The organism is Proteus penneri (assembly GCF_003144535.1).
Lineage (GTDB): Bacteria > Pseudomonadota > Gammaproteobacteria > Enterobacterales > Enterobacteriaceae > Proteus > Proteus penneri.
Genome location: NZ_PHFJ01000014.1, coordinates 42,216 through 58,380 on the forward strand (window position 1 = coordinate 42,216; position 16,165 = coordinate 58,380).

The window sequence follows — 16,165 nt, forward strand, 5'->3', positions numbered from 1 at the left end:
AACGCCGCCTCTACTAAAATATCAATATATAAAACAAATAGTTTAATGTAATGTCGAATTAGGCAATGCTTTATCTATTTCGCCTAATGCAAATGCTAAATCAACAGCCGCAATTTGTGAGCCTGTATAGGCATCAATCTGAGACATTTGTGCATTTAATAATGCAATCTCTGCGGTATTAATATCGGTTACTGTTCCTAACCCATTATGATAAAATTCCACACTAGCGGTATAGGTTAACTGTGTTGTCTCTACTAAGTTTTTAGATGCTTTATTTGCCTCAAGCGCTGATTTCAGAGCATTTTCACTAATTGAAATCTCTTTTATCGCCATATCTTGGCTTTTGCGTAAATTTTCTTGTGCTAGCCTAATTTCTGACTGTGCATTTACCATTCTTGATTGACGCATTCCGCCTTCATATAATGGAATACTTACCCCAATCAGAATATTAGAAGATGATGTTCTTTGGCTAATATCAGGAAGCCCCTGAACATCAAAGCTACCTGTTCCTCCAGCAAGTGCACCAGCAAGATATACTTTAGGAAAATAGTCAGATTCGACGGAATTAGCAGCCTTGATTGCGGCTTGTTGTAATTCATATTGCGCTAAAACATCCGGACGTTGTGCAAGTGCTTTTTTTATCACATCATGAGTTAATGGTGAAATATCATCTGGAAGAAAATTATCATCGGCATAATTAATGGTTATTTTTTCAAAAGGTGAAACGCCAATAGCTGACAATAAGATTTGATATTGATCTTTTTCATGACCTTTGGCTAACACGTTTTGTAATTCAACTTGTGCCACTTGTTGTTTAGCCAATGCTACATCTAATACTGTTGCTAATCCCTTGATTCGTTTTTGTTCAACAGCATATAAAATGTCTTTACTTCTCTGAAGGGCTTTTTGGGTGATATTCACCTTTTTTCGTGCCGCACCATAACTAAAATATGCAACAGAGACATCATGAATAATTTTCTGATGCATCAGATTAAAATTAAGGTTTGTCGCTAAAGAAGCATGCTTGGCAGCATCAACTAATGCCCCTCTTTTACCAAAATCAAAAATAAGCCATCTAAATGTGAGTGCTGGAATAAAAGCGCTACTAGATGTTTTTATATCATCAACAATAGGATTTTTAGGTAAATCAATTTTCCCGTGTTGATACCCTGCGAGTGCTGTTGCTGTGATAATTGGCAAATATGTACTCTCTACCATACCAATATCAGTCGCTGATTTTTTTGCTAACTCCCATGCAATACGTGTATCTGGATTATTTTGTTGTCCTAAATCGATAAGATCGGCTAACGAATAACTAGATTTAATCGTTTTCTCTTGAGTTGACGATAAATATTGCTCAGAGGGTGAGGCAATATATTTGGTATTATCATAATTAATAGGTTGTTGAGAATATTGTTTAAATGAACTGCTTGTGTCAATACAACCAACAAGTAATAGGCTTAACAGAGATGGCAGAATGTTTTTCTTATTATTAATGATTAAATTTACCATTATGATTTTTCTCTTATTAAATGTTTAAATACAAGCTCTCTTTCATTTGTTGGTAATGTTTTTATTTCATTATTAAGAATATTTTTTTTAAATACATCTTTTGGCTCTTTATTGATATCTGAATAAGAGAGCTTATCTTCAAAAATAAATTTATGAGCATAATTGTGATAGCTAATATAAGAAATTTTATTTAATGATTCCTTGAAAAAAAACATTATATTCTTATTTCTTTCTCTATCTTCTTTTTCGAAGATAAGTAAGTCTATGTTGTCTTTTGATTGTGTAATAGCTTCATTCACGGATGAAACTAAATCCAACATGTCATTTTTATTTGTTGAATAGCTTAATTCAGTATAATTATCTAGAATAGAACTAATTTGTTTATATATTGTATTAATAATACTTGTTGGCCACACTTTTGTAAAAATGATGTACATGACAATATTACCTAACAAAATTCCTAGAATACGATCAGACACTACATTCATATCAAAGCTAGGTTTAAATCCATGTAATGTTGTCAATAAAAATGCTAACCCGACTTGTACACCAGCATAAGAGATACGCTCATTACCTACAGCAACCCAAGCTGCGGGCAATAGGCAGAAAAAGATCAATACCATCAATTCAAAAATATCAGATAAATTAGGAATAATATAGAGCAGTGAAATTATGCCAATTAGCGCTCCAATTAGACAACCCGTGATCCGTAATGTTAATTTATGAACCGTTTCGCCAACAGATGTTAATGCCACAACATAACAAGTGATCATTGCAGTATGAATACCCTGCCATTTAAAATAATCATAAAAAATATAACATAGAATGGCGGCTATCGTGGTTTTAATGGCAAAGTACTTATGGTTAGGATTTGTAAACGCATCACTAACAAAGAAAGGTGTTTTTTTCTGTACAGGTTTAGATTCTCTTTCAGTAAATAGAATTTTATCAAAAGTATTTAATAAGTGTAGTTTACTTATTTTATTTTTAGTTTGTATTTTATCTTTTATTTTTTCTATTTGATGATGCTTGAAACAGTCTAAAAGATATAAACATTTTTTAGAAAGAAGAAAACGTATAGAAGCTGGCGTTTTTTTATCAAAAGTTAATGACATAATCAATATTTGATAAGAGTTGTCAACCATATTCTCCAACCAGTGAATATCTTCTCTTCCTCGTAAATAAAATATCTTAATAAACATTAAATAGCGTTTACACTCTGTTTGTGTACTTAATAATTCACTGATATCGAGTTGACTTTCCTTTCTTCCTAAAAAGAAATCACTTGCAGTAGAAAAGCGTGTGGCGATTTTGTTTAACAGCAATTTTCTAGGACTAATTCCAAAAAAGTAATTAAATAAAATGACCAATAACATTGGAGAAACTGCCATAAGTAACGCATAAAGCAGTGCTCTTGTTGCCACATCTCCAACAGGAATATCATCAATTAAAGTCATTAAAAAGGCGATAACTAAAGCAACTAAATTACCAATATCACCAAGGCTACTTGCAGAGGCTAAATACATAAAAATGGCTGAAAACAAAGCCATAAAAAAGAATCGTAAAATAATGTTTTGTATCGTGAGATTAAAAAGTAAAAAAATAACACACACTACAATGGAACATAAAATAATAACACCAATAGATAATAATATATTTTGTACTGCATCAGCTTTGATTAAATAAATAATCAAATAGCAACTTATAGCAGATTCGGGAATTTCATATACCATCGCAATAGCAGCCATTAAGGCGCAAAGCAATGCTATGCGCCAAGTCGTCGCTAAACGAAAGTCAAAGGGTAACAAGTCTTTTTTGACTTGTTTCACTATTAGTGAGGGTTTAACAATCATCGTCATTGGCTATTATATTAACAGTTGCTGTAGCGCCAACCCGCATAAGATATTCTGGTGGATTGGTGATAGTAACTTTAACAGGAAATCGTTGTTGAACTCTAACCCAATTCAGTGATTTAGGTACATAAGGTAAGTCCCTTGGAATATTAATAAGATCAGTTGACATGATCCCCCAGCTAACTCCCTCTACTTTGCCTTTAATAGGATGTTTACTATCAATCATTGAATAGACAACCACGCAGTCACCTATTTTTATATTATTTAAATCTGTCTCTTTAAAATAAGCTGAAGCATACCAACTGTCTGAGTTAATTAAGGTAAAGACAGATTGCCCAGAAAGAATAAATTCACCAGGAGACAATACTAATCCAGCAACATAGCCATTACTTGGTGCTTTTACTTCTGTATTACTTAATTCCCATTCAGCCATTGCCAGAGAGGTTTTTAACGATTTCACTAATGCTATTTCTGAATCAGTGTTATTAATTAAGGCTTCTGAGGCGACATTTTGTTTTTGTGCCTGTTTTAATGTGACTTCTGCATCGTGTTTTAATGTTCTTGCATCATCAACTTGTTGTGCCGTCACAAATCCCTTTGCCAATAACGGCTCTAATCTATTAAGAGATTGAGTTGCTAATAACAAATTGACTTGAGCTCGTTTTATTTGCGCTTCTGTAATTTCTGAATTTGATGTTTCTGCAATAATAATGCGCTGTTTATTACTTAATGTTGCTTCAGCAATCATGAGTTGTTCTTTCGCTTGCTGAACTCTTAATGCATACATGGTGGGATCGATAGTAAACAATAAGTCCCCTTTATTGACTTTACTATTTTCTTTAACATAAATAGCGCTAATTCGTCCAGGTACAGTTGATGATATATTAATTTTGTTAGCATCAATTATTGCATCTTCGCTGAGTGGATTTAGCGCTGATAACTGAATATTCTTCCACAATAAGATGAATGTAATCGTAAAAACAATCACAGTGATTATGAGCGCCAGCTTTTTTTTGATTTTTTTATCCATAATTTAATAAGAAAAATAAAATAGAGAGATAGTTAAAGAAATTGATAACAATATCGCAAAATAAAAAATTAAAGGAAGCGGTAATTTATCATCAATACCCCAATAGATAAGTAATACACGTACTATCAAGGCTCCTAATAAGCCGATAAAGGTACATAGCATCCAATATGGAAAATAGGCGCCTAACATAGTAATAAAAGGAGAATGACCTTGAGAACAACCAGACAATAGCAATGCAATTATACTCAAGCTAGTAATATGATAATATTTTCTTATTATGTCCAAGGTAATGTACCTGTCATTTTTAGATAAATTTTATTATTCGTTTAAACACTATAGTGTTTTTACTTACAGTTGTTTAATGACTTAATCAAAAACATCATATCGAATAGATGTTAGATGTTTTTCATTCATCAATCCATACATTATCTTAAATTTTTCTTATTGAAAGTGGAGTGTCGTTTTCAATATGACTGTAATCATGGGCGTTATATGATTTTAAGAGTATAGTAGCTAATCTTTCAGCCTGACTAGATATTACAATTTTTATTATGGAATCAGCGTTTTCTGCTCAAAATATTCGACATATTCTTGCTAATAACACACCTATTATTGATGTGCGTGCGCCTATTGAATTTAATCAAGGCTCTATCCCTAATGCGATCAATTTGCCTTTAATGAATGATCAAGAGCGTGCTGCTGTGGGGACTTGTTATAAACAACAAGGCTCACAAAAAGCGGTCGATTTAGGTCATCAATTGGTTAGTGGTGAAATTCGTGATAAGCGCATTGCAGCGTGGCGTGAAGCTTGTGAGCAATTTCCCAATGGTTATATTTGCTGTGCTCGAGGAGGAATGCGTTCTCATATCGTTCAGCAATGGCTTAAAGAAATAGGTATAGATTACCCATTAATTGAAGGTGGATATAAGGTAATAAGACAGACTATCATTGAAATGACAAATGAATTAGTTCAACGGCCTATTATCTTAATTGGTGGATGTACAGGTAATGGAAAAACGACTTTAGTGCATTCGCTTCCTGAAGGTATTGATCTTGAGGGTATTGCGCACCATCGAGGCTCATCTTTTGGCCGTATAGTAGAAGATCAATTTCCTCAAGCTACATTTGAAAACCACCTTGGTGTTGAAATGTTACAGAAAGCACCAAAATATACACGATGGGTACTTGAGGATGAAGGTCGCGCTATTGGTGCTAATGGATTACCTGAATGTTTACGAGTAAAAATGCTTGAGGCTTCAATAGTTGTTGTTGATGATCCCTTCGAACGACGTATAGAACGTTTGAAGGCAGAATACTTTGATCGCATGACACATGATTATCTGGAAGCGTATGGCGAAGAAAAAGGTTGGCAAGCATACAGTGATTATTTGCACCATGGTTTATTTGCTATCCGTCGCCGATTGGGATCTCAAAGAGCAATGGAATTGACCAAGTTGCTAGATAATGCCTTAGAAATACAGAAAAAAGTGTCCGACACAGAGGCACATTTTTCTTGGTTAATCCCTTTACTTAAAGAGTATTACGATCCGATGTATCGTTATCAATTAAGCAAAAAGGAAGATAAAATTATTTACCAAGGCAGTTACGAAGAAGTCATGCAGTGGTTTAAAAATTAGTAGATAGCTAAGATTTCTTGTATTAAATGCATATACCGAAGAAAAGCTCTGTAAATTTATATTACGGGGCTTTTTAGTTTACTTGGTTAAGTTTTAGTTCGATATAACCATATCCCTAAAATTATCATTAAGCTAAAGAAAAAAGGTACAGCTAAAGATAGTTCTAAGAAAATAAACCGGTTAATGTTAATTCCCTGCCCTCTATTTGAGAATTGCAAAGCTAAAGGTAAAGCACATAACCCAGACAGGAAGCCTATTCCAACTAAGCGATATAATTTAATACGGTTTTCTTTTTGTATTAGATGGTCTTGTTTACGCTGATATTGAATGTATTTCCAACACAAATAAAGTAGCCCTAATGCCGAGCCTAAATGTTGTAATAATTTATAAATAGCAATCTCTTGGCTATCTGTCATTCCTTGGAATAATTGTGCCTGTAATACAGAAAAAAATCTAACGGCAGTTCCTGTTTCATGGGTAAATGAATCCCATATAATATGTGTTATTGCGCCAATATACAGGGATAAAACAAATAGGCTCAATGTCCGAAGATTGAATTTTAGGGGATCATATAAAGGTATGGGTGATACACATTTTAATGGATTTCTGAATAAGTAATTTAAGATAAAAACGAAGATACAAAAAGGAAATGCAGTATAAAACCAGCCCAATAAACCATGTGCTGTTGTTGCTGATTGATATAAACCAAAAGAATAGAGTAAATCAGGTGAAGTGCTTCCTATAATTAATGCAGGTAAATTAAGGTATTTACCTATTCGGGACTGTTTTATCGGGAAAACAATGGAAGGATGTGAAAAAGTCCACGGCATAGAAATATCTCTACATAACAAAGTTAATAACAAAATAAGCATGAGTATATCAGCAGATGAGTTAAGTTCTATCTGATATCACTATGTTCTGATAAATTTATAAAATGCACTTTAATCGTGAAATTATGATGTTGATTTACTTGCAATTGGATCGGAAAAAATTTTGCTTAATTAGTAGGTAAAAAAATAGATAATATGATAAAAAATATAAAATTGACCTCCTTAAAATAGAAAAAGGTGCAATTGCACCCTCTTCTATTTTTACCGACCTGAAAAATGTAATTATAGCCCCATAACTTGTCTATTTTTAGGGTAAGAAAGCGTATAATTTAATGGTAAGGATTTTTCTTGTTTTGCCCCTAACGTGATACTCCACTCTATTTCACCTGTATCTTTATCAAGTACGCCGTCTTTATAATCAGCGTTCGCCACGTTAATATTATTTTCCTGGCTAAGTGGTAATTGATCATAAATTGTCACTTTAACCGGTGTGTCATAAGTATTCCTTACTTTAATGGTATAGCTTTCTTTTTGTTCTATTGTGGTGCCAATAAAGATTGGTTCTTTTCTTATTTTTTCATTATTAATGCGACTAATTTGAATGTTTTTATCTATTCCAAGCGGAATATTAAGTAATTCTGTTAATTCATTAGTATTAATATAAGTATTACCTACAAAGCTATTCATATAGTAGATATTCGCACGACCATTGAGTAAGTTTAAATTTTCCCAATCTTTTACTTCAGCTTGTAAATAGACTTCTTCAACTAATTTTGGTGTGGTTAAATAGCGATAATCTGCAGTAACTTCTTTTTGATTAATCACTAATGTATTAGTCTCTGTGCTATTTTTTAAGGTGTAAGGTAACGCGATGGTGTGACTTAAATTAATACCATTGTTATTTGTTGTTACATATCTTGTTACGCCTTTATTTAATTGTTTTTCATAGCTTTCCTCTCCCATTAATGCTGGGGATGGCACTACTGGAGCTGCCATATCCATGCTCATACTTTTGCTTCTAAATTTCGCATTATCATTATAAAGAGCGAGATACCAAGGTGATAAAGTTGGTGCAGTAATATTAAGTGATGGATTAGTTGATGTTAAAACCAATTTTACTTTATCCCAATTTAGACCTGTATTTTGAATAACATCTGCTTTGTAGGTGAGTAATATCGGCTTACCCATTCCTTGGCTTCGAATATCATAAGCGGGCGACCACCCTGCATCTGGTGTTATATAAGAAATACGCATTTTACTGGTTAGATTTTTTGATGTACCTAAAGATAGAACAATTTGTGTTTTCTCTTTGGCAATAATAGGCATATCAATTTCTAATTGTCGGCTTAATTCTTCAAGTTTTTCTGTCAGTTCAGCAATTTCTTCACGTGCCATTTTTTGCTGATTTAAAATAGATGTCATTTTTTTGCTAATAAAATCAAATTTTTGTGATGATTGTTCTAATGACTGAGTTTCGCCATAACCAAAAAAAGATTGATCTTTTAGTAAGGCAATTTGTTCATCGCCCACATTAATATTGATGTTGAGCTCTTCAATTCTCTTGTTAAGATCTCTCTGCTTTTCCATCAATACGGTAATTGCAGAAGGATAACTAGGGGCAATAGGAATTTTTTTAACGTTAATTGTGTTAATAACTACATCGTCATTATCAAGGCTAATTGATAAGCTCTTAGGATCAATATTATTTGCAACATTGGATAAAACAACTTCACTTTGCCCTGCAGGCAAATTGAGCGTTGTACTATTTTCAAGCTCTGCGCCTCGTAAGAAAATAGTGGCTTGATTAAGTTTTACATCTTGATAAAGCGCTTTAGTTAGCTCTGCTGAGTTAGGTTCATTAGCCAAAGCGTTAGATGTACTAATAATTGATAATATAAAAAGTGACAGAGTGAGTTTATTAGGTTTAATCATCATTTTTATTCTATCCATAGTTGATGAACAGTGTTGTCAGGATGCTAAATAAGAATGCACTATTGCATAAGTATATTGAGATAGTATTGCATCTCTAATCATTTAGATAACAGAATAAACCGAAAGAAAAAATGGCATAAGAATATAAAAAATACGATAAAACAGAGTGTTACTGCATTAGACAGAATAATCATTATAAATAATCAAGACTATCTTAGTAATGGTGAAAGGTTTAGTAGTTATTTGGTCTTAATTAGTCCTGTTTGGATAAAGATCATAACCCCCCGTAAAACGGGTAGTTTGCTCTTACCCTATAAGGGTTTGTTACCAACTGTGCCTAAATAATGAAAAGCTTGTTCAAATTTAATTGACCAAGCCTTTTTTATTTATGTCTATGAGTATAATGTTTTTATTCAGATAGATTAATTTCTGATGTTTAATCTGGTAAGTTTTGAATATAATTCCATTAAGCCTCTTTATCTAAACTTAATATATTAGTTTCGACGATATGTTCAAAGGAAACATAACTCTTCACCTTGTCACTAAAATCGTCTTTGTTATGATTGGTTGAGATATTTTTTTGAGAAGAAATAAAACTCTACTATCTAGTATAGGAAAATTTAAATAAATTGATTATCTTTAGCTAATTTTTTCTCAAGGTCATTAAAAGCATTTAATTTTTCTTTTAGAGATATTTTATTATTAAAAAATAAATCATGGAATTCTTCCTTTTCTAATAAAGAAACGAATTCTTCGGATTCTATATTTAAATTATATTCTTTTTTTAACCGAAGATAATTATTTTTTAATGTTGTTAACACTTCATAATGTTTATTATTTTCATCATTTATTACTGAATAAATAAATCTTAGTTGATTTATTTTATTATTTACATCAATAGCCGATTCTTCTGAGTGATATTCTATATTCTCCACTATTATGGGGTGAAATTTTCTTCGTTGATCTACTTCATCATTATCTATATCATAATTAATGTTATTAATATCTATTCCAGATTTAGAAAAGATTTCTTCTTTATAATAAGATTTATTTTTGTCAATATAATCATTTATTAACTTATTATAATTATTATATAGAGATTTATTAGAGTAATTATCGCTTAAATAAGTCACCATTAAATCTTCATTTAACTCTATATTATTACTAGGTTTTTCTAATTCTAGAATAATATCAAGTTTATTTTTTCCATTATAAAAAGTACTTAAATTATTCAAGTGGGATAAATCTTTGTTCGTTTTTATTTTAATTAAATCAATTATTTTTCCAACGGAATTGGGTTTAACTTTTAATGTTAGTGAAGAATGATCAACTTGTATTCTGGTTTCTTTATTAACAAGAGTATAAATTTCTAAGTTATTCATTATGCTATAAATAAATTCTATTTTTTCAGAATCTGAAGGGCTTTCGTTAACTTTAAGAAAATCCTCATATAAGTTTTCATATAAATCACTTTTAACATATTTATTTAATTTTTCAATAAACTCGTTTTGTTTTTTTTCATCAGCAAGTATTGTTTTATTTTTTTTGTCTATTTCTATTATCTTTTTTAATAGAGTGGCTTTATCTTGTCTATCTGATGACTTTAATTTATCATAAATTTCATCACTTAATTTTACATTGGTTGATATTATTTTAGAATTTATATTTTCTTCTAAACCATTATTTGAATCTTTTTTTATAAAAAAATCAATAGTATCATCATTAATATTAAAATCTAAAATATTTTCATTTAAGTCTAATTTTAAATTTTCAAAATATTTTATTTTTTCAATATCGGTTAAATTATTATCATTAAAGAATAAAGAGATATAGTTATTAGCTACCAATTTTTTATCATTTGATTTTTCTATTAATTTATTATAAGTATCAGCTATGTTTTTTAACTCACTATAATAAGGATGGGATTTATTACTTATAACTGAATATAAAAATTTTAATTCAGTTTGTTCCATCATATAACGATTTAATTTATCATTAAATAGATTACTAATATATTTAATAAATTTATCTTTTAATATAATGTTATTTTCTTTCAATAAAGTTTCATCTTCATTTAATTTATAGGTACATTTAACATCATCCATTAAACCATTCACATAAGAAATAAATAACTTTTTATTATTAACCGCTTTTAATATAAAGTTAGCAATTAGATCATTATCTAATTCAAAGACTTTTGATGAATTAGACTTGCGTATTATTTCTGATAAAATTAATAGTTTGTCAGTAATGTTAATGCCAAATCTAAAACTATCATTGTCGATATCATTTAAAAATGAGTAATTGTTTTTTGTTTTAAAGTTTACGAGTTCAACATTCTCGTTATTCTTTCCATAAATGATTAATTTTATAGAGGTATCATCAATGATGATATTTGTTTTACCTAACCCACTACTGTCTATTTTTGATAATAAAAATTTAATAATTTCTATCTTTAAATTATCTGAAGCCTCTTTCTTATCTATTAAATAGTTTATAAATATTGTATAATTTTCTCCTATTCCCCCGATATTATGTAAAATTTTATTTATTTCCTTATAATTTAATTCTGAGTTTTCGATTTCTTTGGTTAGTAATCTCTCTGTTATTTCATTTTTAGTCACTTGGATAAGGTTAATATTTTTTTCATATATAGATGTGTATTTTAAATTATTTATATTTTCAAAATGTTGCTTTTCAAAATTTTCTAATGTTTCTAATAGTAGTGTTTTATTTTTAATTTCTTCATTTATAGTATCGTTTAATGTGATTTTATTTTCAATAAGCCTATTTTTATTGTATTCATGCTCTGTTAATTCTTTCATTTCATTTATAAAATCATCAAAATCACTCTTTATAATAAGCTTACCAATACTTAATGTTATTTCATTATTATTATCTATATTTAATGAGAAGAATTTTTGATATTCATCCTTGGCGATACCTTTGAGTAAATTAAATGTTTTGATCTTTTCACCAATGGAGATACTTGATTCTTCTTTATTAGAGAAAAGATCTTTTAAGCACTGAATAGTATCAATGTTTTCATATTCTTTAAATATATAATTAATGTTTTCATATCTTATATTTTTAAAGTTGTGTTTTTTTTCATCGTTTACTTTGTCAGTGATAAGATTAAAATATTCCTCGTTTATATATTTAATTACATCGCATAGTTTGCTATCATATTTTATGATTTTTTTATTTTTTATGTTTTTTATAATGTGTTTTGAGATTTCTTCGGTAGAGAAGTCATATTGAATACCATTATTTTTTTCTACTCTATCCATAACTATACTGTCAATTATTTTATCTAAGCTAAAAGTGGCTTTCTCTTTATTAAAAATATAAAAAGTAATTTTTTTATCATAAAAAGATAGACCAAAAGAATGTTTATAATTATCCCCAGTAATATCTTTTAATTTATTATATTTATCTAATTTTTCTAGAAGGGATACATTAGGATTATAATATATGTCATATATTAAATTTAAAGCGGTTTTTTCTTTATTTTTACTAAAAAAATCTTTAAATTTATCTATATATGACATGATGTCATCTGTTTTTTTTCAATTGAAAGTTGATCTATTTTATTTTGTTTGATATAGGTTCTGTTTATATATAATTTATTCATAATAGCCTAAAATAAAGATTGTATAATATAATAAAGTTAATTAATTTTTAAAAATGAATATATAAAATATCATCCATTTCATTACTTTCACTTAAAATACATGGCTATTTTTATTGAAGTGGGGTGATAGTCGCAGCTATTGGAGCACCTGCGTTAATTTGGTCTAGTCGAAAAAAATGAGAACCCAAGATCAGCTTTCTATTAAATTACACGAAAAGCTCAGCTAAGTAACAAATTCATTTTTGCCATAATAAAAAGGCAGTTTAAAAGCAAACTGCCTAGGATCAAGATGTTTGTTATCAATTTTTATTTAACAACTTCACCGCTGTCGATAACAGTTTTACGTACTTTATCAGAGAAATCTTGTGCCTCTTTAATAATCGCTTTCTCATCAACTGTTAATAGTTGGCGATCTTCCATTAAGATTTTTCCATCTACAATGGTGTGGCGAACATTACTGCCATTTGCACCATACACTAATGCCGCATAAGGGCTATACATAGGCACCATATTAGGTGATTTAGTATCAACAACGATAATATCTGCTAGTTTGCCTGATTCTAATGAGCCCAATTTATCTTCCATATGCAAGACTTTCGCCGAACCCATTGTCGCCAATTCTACAACAGTTAATGGTGGCATAGCAGCACGATCTTTATTCTCTAATTTATGGATTTTACCTACAAGATTGAGTTCGTTCATGGTTGTTAGCGTATTACTCGACATTGGGCCATCAGTCCCTAAACCGACACGGACACCTTTCTCTAGCATCGCGACGACAGGCGCTACACCTTTCGCTGATTTAGTATTTGCACTGATATTATGAGCAACACCAACATCATATTTTTTCAGTAAATCAATATCTTTATCATCCACCATAATTGCATGAGCCGCGATAACTTTATTATTTAACGCTCCGATATCTGCCATATATTGAACAGGGCTTTTACCTCCTGTACGTTTGGCGATTTCTTCTTTTTCACGATCAGTTTCAGCTAAATGGATCATAACAGGAACATCAAGTTCTATTGATAATTTAGCAATTTTCTGAAGGTTTTCTGTGGTGTTTGTATAAGGAGCATGTGGAGCAAATGCAGGGGTAATACGAGGGTGATCTTTATATTCTTTAATAAAGTTTACTGCATATTGGATACCCTCTTCAGGTGTTTTTGCATCGGCAACAGGGAAATTAATCACAGATTCGCCTAATACCGCTCGATTCCCCATTTTATCAACCGTTTTGGCGACTTCATCTTCAAAATAATACATATCAACGTAAGTTGTTACGCCACCTTTTACCATTTCGATATTTGCTAGATCAGCACCCACTCTGACCATTTCACGAGAAACCATTTTGCTTTCAAGTGGGAAAATATAACGATGAAGTCGATCTGGCACATCATCGGCTAATGAACGAAATACAGTCATTGATCCGTGAGTATGGGTGTTAATTAAACCTGGCATTACAATATCACCATCTACATCTAATACTTTATTAGCTTGATATTCTTTGGAAAGCTCAGGGCCACCAACGGCAATAATTTTATTTTCTTTTACGACAACAGTACCCTGTTCAATGATTTTATTTTGCTGATCCATAGTCAGAACTGTGCCGTCAACTATCATCAAATCAGCTTGTTTTGTCGCGTAACTAGAAAATGAGATCGCCATTACAGCCAAAGCAAGCATAGATTTAGAAAATGACATCATTACCTCTCGTCTTGATGGGAAAATTTCCTTAAGATTATAAATAAATTCATTGGCTTTTGATATCAATTGAAAGTGAATGTGATCACCGAATAAATAATTAATTAAGATTATTATTACATTGTGGCTTAAATTTTTTGCAGTTAGTCTTATCAATCAAGGAGCGGTATTATGAGTAAAACGTTGCAACCTGGTGAAAATACATCACTTAACGAAAATAAAGGACAAGTTAAAGTTTCTCATGCTGTAGGCGATAATCTTGATATTAATCTGACTGCATTTTTAGTAACAGGATCAGGAAAAGTCGTTAATGACGAGGATATGGTTTTCTTCAATGCGCCTCATCATGCTTCTGGTTCTGCTTCATTTATTTCACCGATAACCCAAGGCTCAACAGTTATTCATAGTATTGATTTTGATTTTTCTCGTTTACCTTCAAATATTACTAAAATAGCCATCACATTAACGCAAGATGGCAGTGCTGGCGGTTTTGCTATTGTTCAGCAGTTAAAAGCACACGTGTTGCTAAATAATGAAATTATTGAGTTAGCACCAAGCCAGTTTTCACAAGAGACAGGTATTATCGTTTTAGAGCTTTATGTTAGAAATGGTCAAAATAAAGTTCGTTCTGTTTGGCAAGGTTTTGCTTCTGGGCTTGCTGGTTTATGTAACCTTTATGGCGTTGAAGTTGAAGAGCCTGCCCCCGTTATTGCACCAGTGTCAACACCACCTGTTAATATACAAAAAAGTGTGGTGAAACTGACAAAACCAGATAGTAGCCACCGTGTTTCTTTACTAAAAGGGAGTGATGCACCTAAGCGCATTTTAGTCAGTGCAACGTGGATAGATAATGGTGATGGTAAGGATAACGATGATTTAGATCTTCGTGTGGGTATTTTGCGCCCCAATGGTCAAATGTCTATTATTCAAGCTCCAGATAAAAGTGGTGCTTTTAATTCAGATCCTTTTGTTTTCCATACTGGTGATGTGGTCAGTGTTAGTCAAGATCAGCCCGGCTGTGAAACAGTTGAAATAAACCCTGCTATTTCTCAATTAATGGGCGGAAAAGTGGCATTAGTTTGTAGTGTTTACTCTGCTATTAGTAATGGTTGTGTTTCTGTTGCTTCATTAAAACCAACAATGCGCATGGAGTATGGTAATCAAATCGTTGAGTGCTCTTGTGAATACAAAAAAGGCTTTTTCAATAATATGATTTACACCTATGTCATTGGTATTATTGAAATCGATCAAGACAGTATTACGTTAAAACCTTCAGGGGTGACATCAAGAGCAGGCAGTGAAGCCACTCCTTGGTTAACTCGTATTGGTGATGAGCTTAAATTAACGATGGATGGCCCTCATGTTTTTAAAGGGAAGAAACCGAGTATTTTAGGTACAAAGCGTTATGTCTGAGCTCATTCTAAAAAAGAAATAAGATAAAGTTTATCTTAAGGAAGAACGGGCAATAATGACTATGCCCGTTTGTCGTTTATTTAACGCGTTTAGTTCTGAGTAATTAAGCGTGTTTCTTTTGTTGCAAAAGCCATTTATCTAATTCATTCGCAAAAAGTTGGCGATCACGTTGACTTAAACTAGCAGGCCCGCCAGTTTGGATACCACTTGCTCTCATTGTATCCATAAAATCACGTATATTTAAACGTTCTCGAATAGTTGCTTCAGTATAACGTTCACCTCTAGGATTCAAAGCTACTGCGCCCTTTTCTATGACTTCGGCTGCTAATGGAATATCAGCGGTAATAACCAAATCATCTTTATTAGTACGGCGGACAATTTCGTTATCAGCTACATCAAACCCCGCAGAAACTTGTAATGTACGTAAGAAAGGCGATGCGGGTACGGTTAATCGTTGATTAGCAACAAAAGTAATAATCACTTTTTCTCTGTCTGCTGCACGATATAACACTTCTTTGATTACTTTTGGACATGCATCAGCATCAACCCATATAGGCATAACAACACTCTCTTTGTTATTTAGTATTAAAATAGTCTGTATTTATGGCGCTTAAAAT

General features: G+C 31.4%; 11 protein-coding genes. 2 read left to right on the plus strand and 9 right to left on the minus strand.

All coding sequences use genetic code 11. The features are described 5' to 3' along the window. Window positions 1–42: 42 nt before the first annotated feature. From CUB63_RS15595 to CUB63_RS17815, 4 genes are read right to left on the minus strand one after another with little or no spacing between them, the layout of a single operon-like run. Window positions 43–1,512, minus strand: a complete 1,470-nt coding sequence (locus CUB63_RS15595) for a TolC family protein (RefSeq protein ID WP_109848453.1) — start codon at window positions 1,510–1,512, stop codon at window positions 43–45. Beyond that, on the minus strand, window positions 1,512–3,365 hold the full coding sequence (locus tag CUB63_RS15600) for an FUSC family protein (protein WP_109848454.1): 1,854 nt from the start codon (window positions 3,363–3,365) through the stop codon (window positions 1,512–1,514). The genes CUB63_RS15595 and CUB63_RS15600 overlap by 1 nt, the downstream gene beginning before the upstream one ends. Then, window positions 3,355–4,395 carry a multidrug transporter subunit MdtN gene (gene mdtN, locus CUB63_RS15605; RefSeq protein ID WP_109848455.1) on the minus strand — a complete coding sequence of 347 codons (1,041 nt, stop codon included), beginning with the start codon at window positions 4,393–4,395 and terminating at the stop codon, window positions 3,355–3,357. Before mdtN ends, CUB63_RS15600 begins: the two co-directional genes overlap by 11 nt. A 3-nt stretch (window positions 4,396–4,398) precedes the next feature. Continuing rightward, window positions 4,399–4,584, minus strand: a complete 186-nt coding sequence (locus CUB63_RS17815; RefSeq protein ID WP_006536851.1) for a membrane protein — start codon at window positions 4,582–4,584, stop codon at window positions 4,399–4,401. Window positions 4,585–4,946: 362 nt separating this feature from the next. On the opposite strand from CUB63_RS17815, the gene mnmH reads away from it, so the two are divergent. Continuing rightward, complete coding sequence (gene mnmH, locus CUB63_RS15615) at window positions 4,947–6,032, plus strand: tRNA 2-selenouridine(34) synthase MnmH (RefSeq protein WP_006536850.1); 1,086 nt, start codon at window positions 4,947–4,949, stop codon at window positions 6,030–6,032. Between the two features lie 86 nt (window positions 6,033–6,118). On the opposite strand, the gene CUB63_RS15620 is transcribed toward mnmH, so the two are convergent. The 4 genes from CUB63_RS15620 to CUB63_RS15635 all read right to left on the minus strand — a co-directional run bounded on the left by CUB63_RS15620 (window position 6,119) and on the right by CUB63_RS15635 (window position 14,135). Next, on the minus strand, window positions 6,119–6,862 hold the full coding sequence (locus tag CUB63_RS15620; protein WP_006536849.1) for a DUF4184 family protein: 744 nt from the start codon (window positions 6,860–6,862) through the stop codon (window positions 6,119–6,121). 282 nt (window positions 6,863–7,144) lie between these two features. After that, window positions 7,145–8,797 (minus strand): DUF4139 domain-containing protein, encoded by a 1,653-nt coding sequence (locus CUB63_RS15625; RefSeq protein WP_229096551.1) that lies wholly within the window; start codon window positions 8,795–8,797, stop codon window positions 7,145–7,147. 617 nt (window positions 8,798–9,414) lie between these two features. After that, on the minus strand, window positions 9,415–12,345 hold the full coding sequence (locus CUB63_RS15630; protein ID WP_109848457.1) for a PolC-type DNA polymerase III family protein: 2,931 nt from the start codon (window positions 12,343–12,345) through the stop codon (window positions 9,415–9,417). Between the two features lie 389 nt (window positions 12,346–12,734). Continuing rightward, window positions 12,735–14,135, minus strand: coding sequence for an amidohydrolase (locus CUB63_RS15635; protein WP_109400421.1), 1,401 nt, complete (start codon window positions 14,133–14,135; stop codon window positions 12,735–12,737). 171 nt (window positions 14,136–14,306) lie between these two features. Between CUB63_RS15635 and CUB63_RS15640 the strand changes: the two genes are divergently transcribed. Beyond that, the gene (locus tag CUB63_RS15640) at window positions 14,307–15,548 is read left to right on the plus strand and encodes a TerD family protein (RefSeq protein WP_109848458.1); all 1,242 of its coding nucleotides are present in this window, start codon (window positions 14,307–14,309) and stop codon (window positions 15,546–15,548) included. A gap of 103 nt (window positions 15,549–15,651) precedes the next feature. Here the strand turns inward: CUB63_RS15640 and CUB63_RS15645 are convergent, their stop codons facing one another. After that, window positions 15,652–16,107, minus strand: coding sequence for a YaiI/YqxD family protein (locus tag CUB63_RS15645; protein WP_006536837.1), 456 nt, complete (start codon window positions 16,105–16,107; stop codon window positions 15,652–15,654). Window positions 16,108–16,165: the final 58 nt, after the last annotated feature.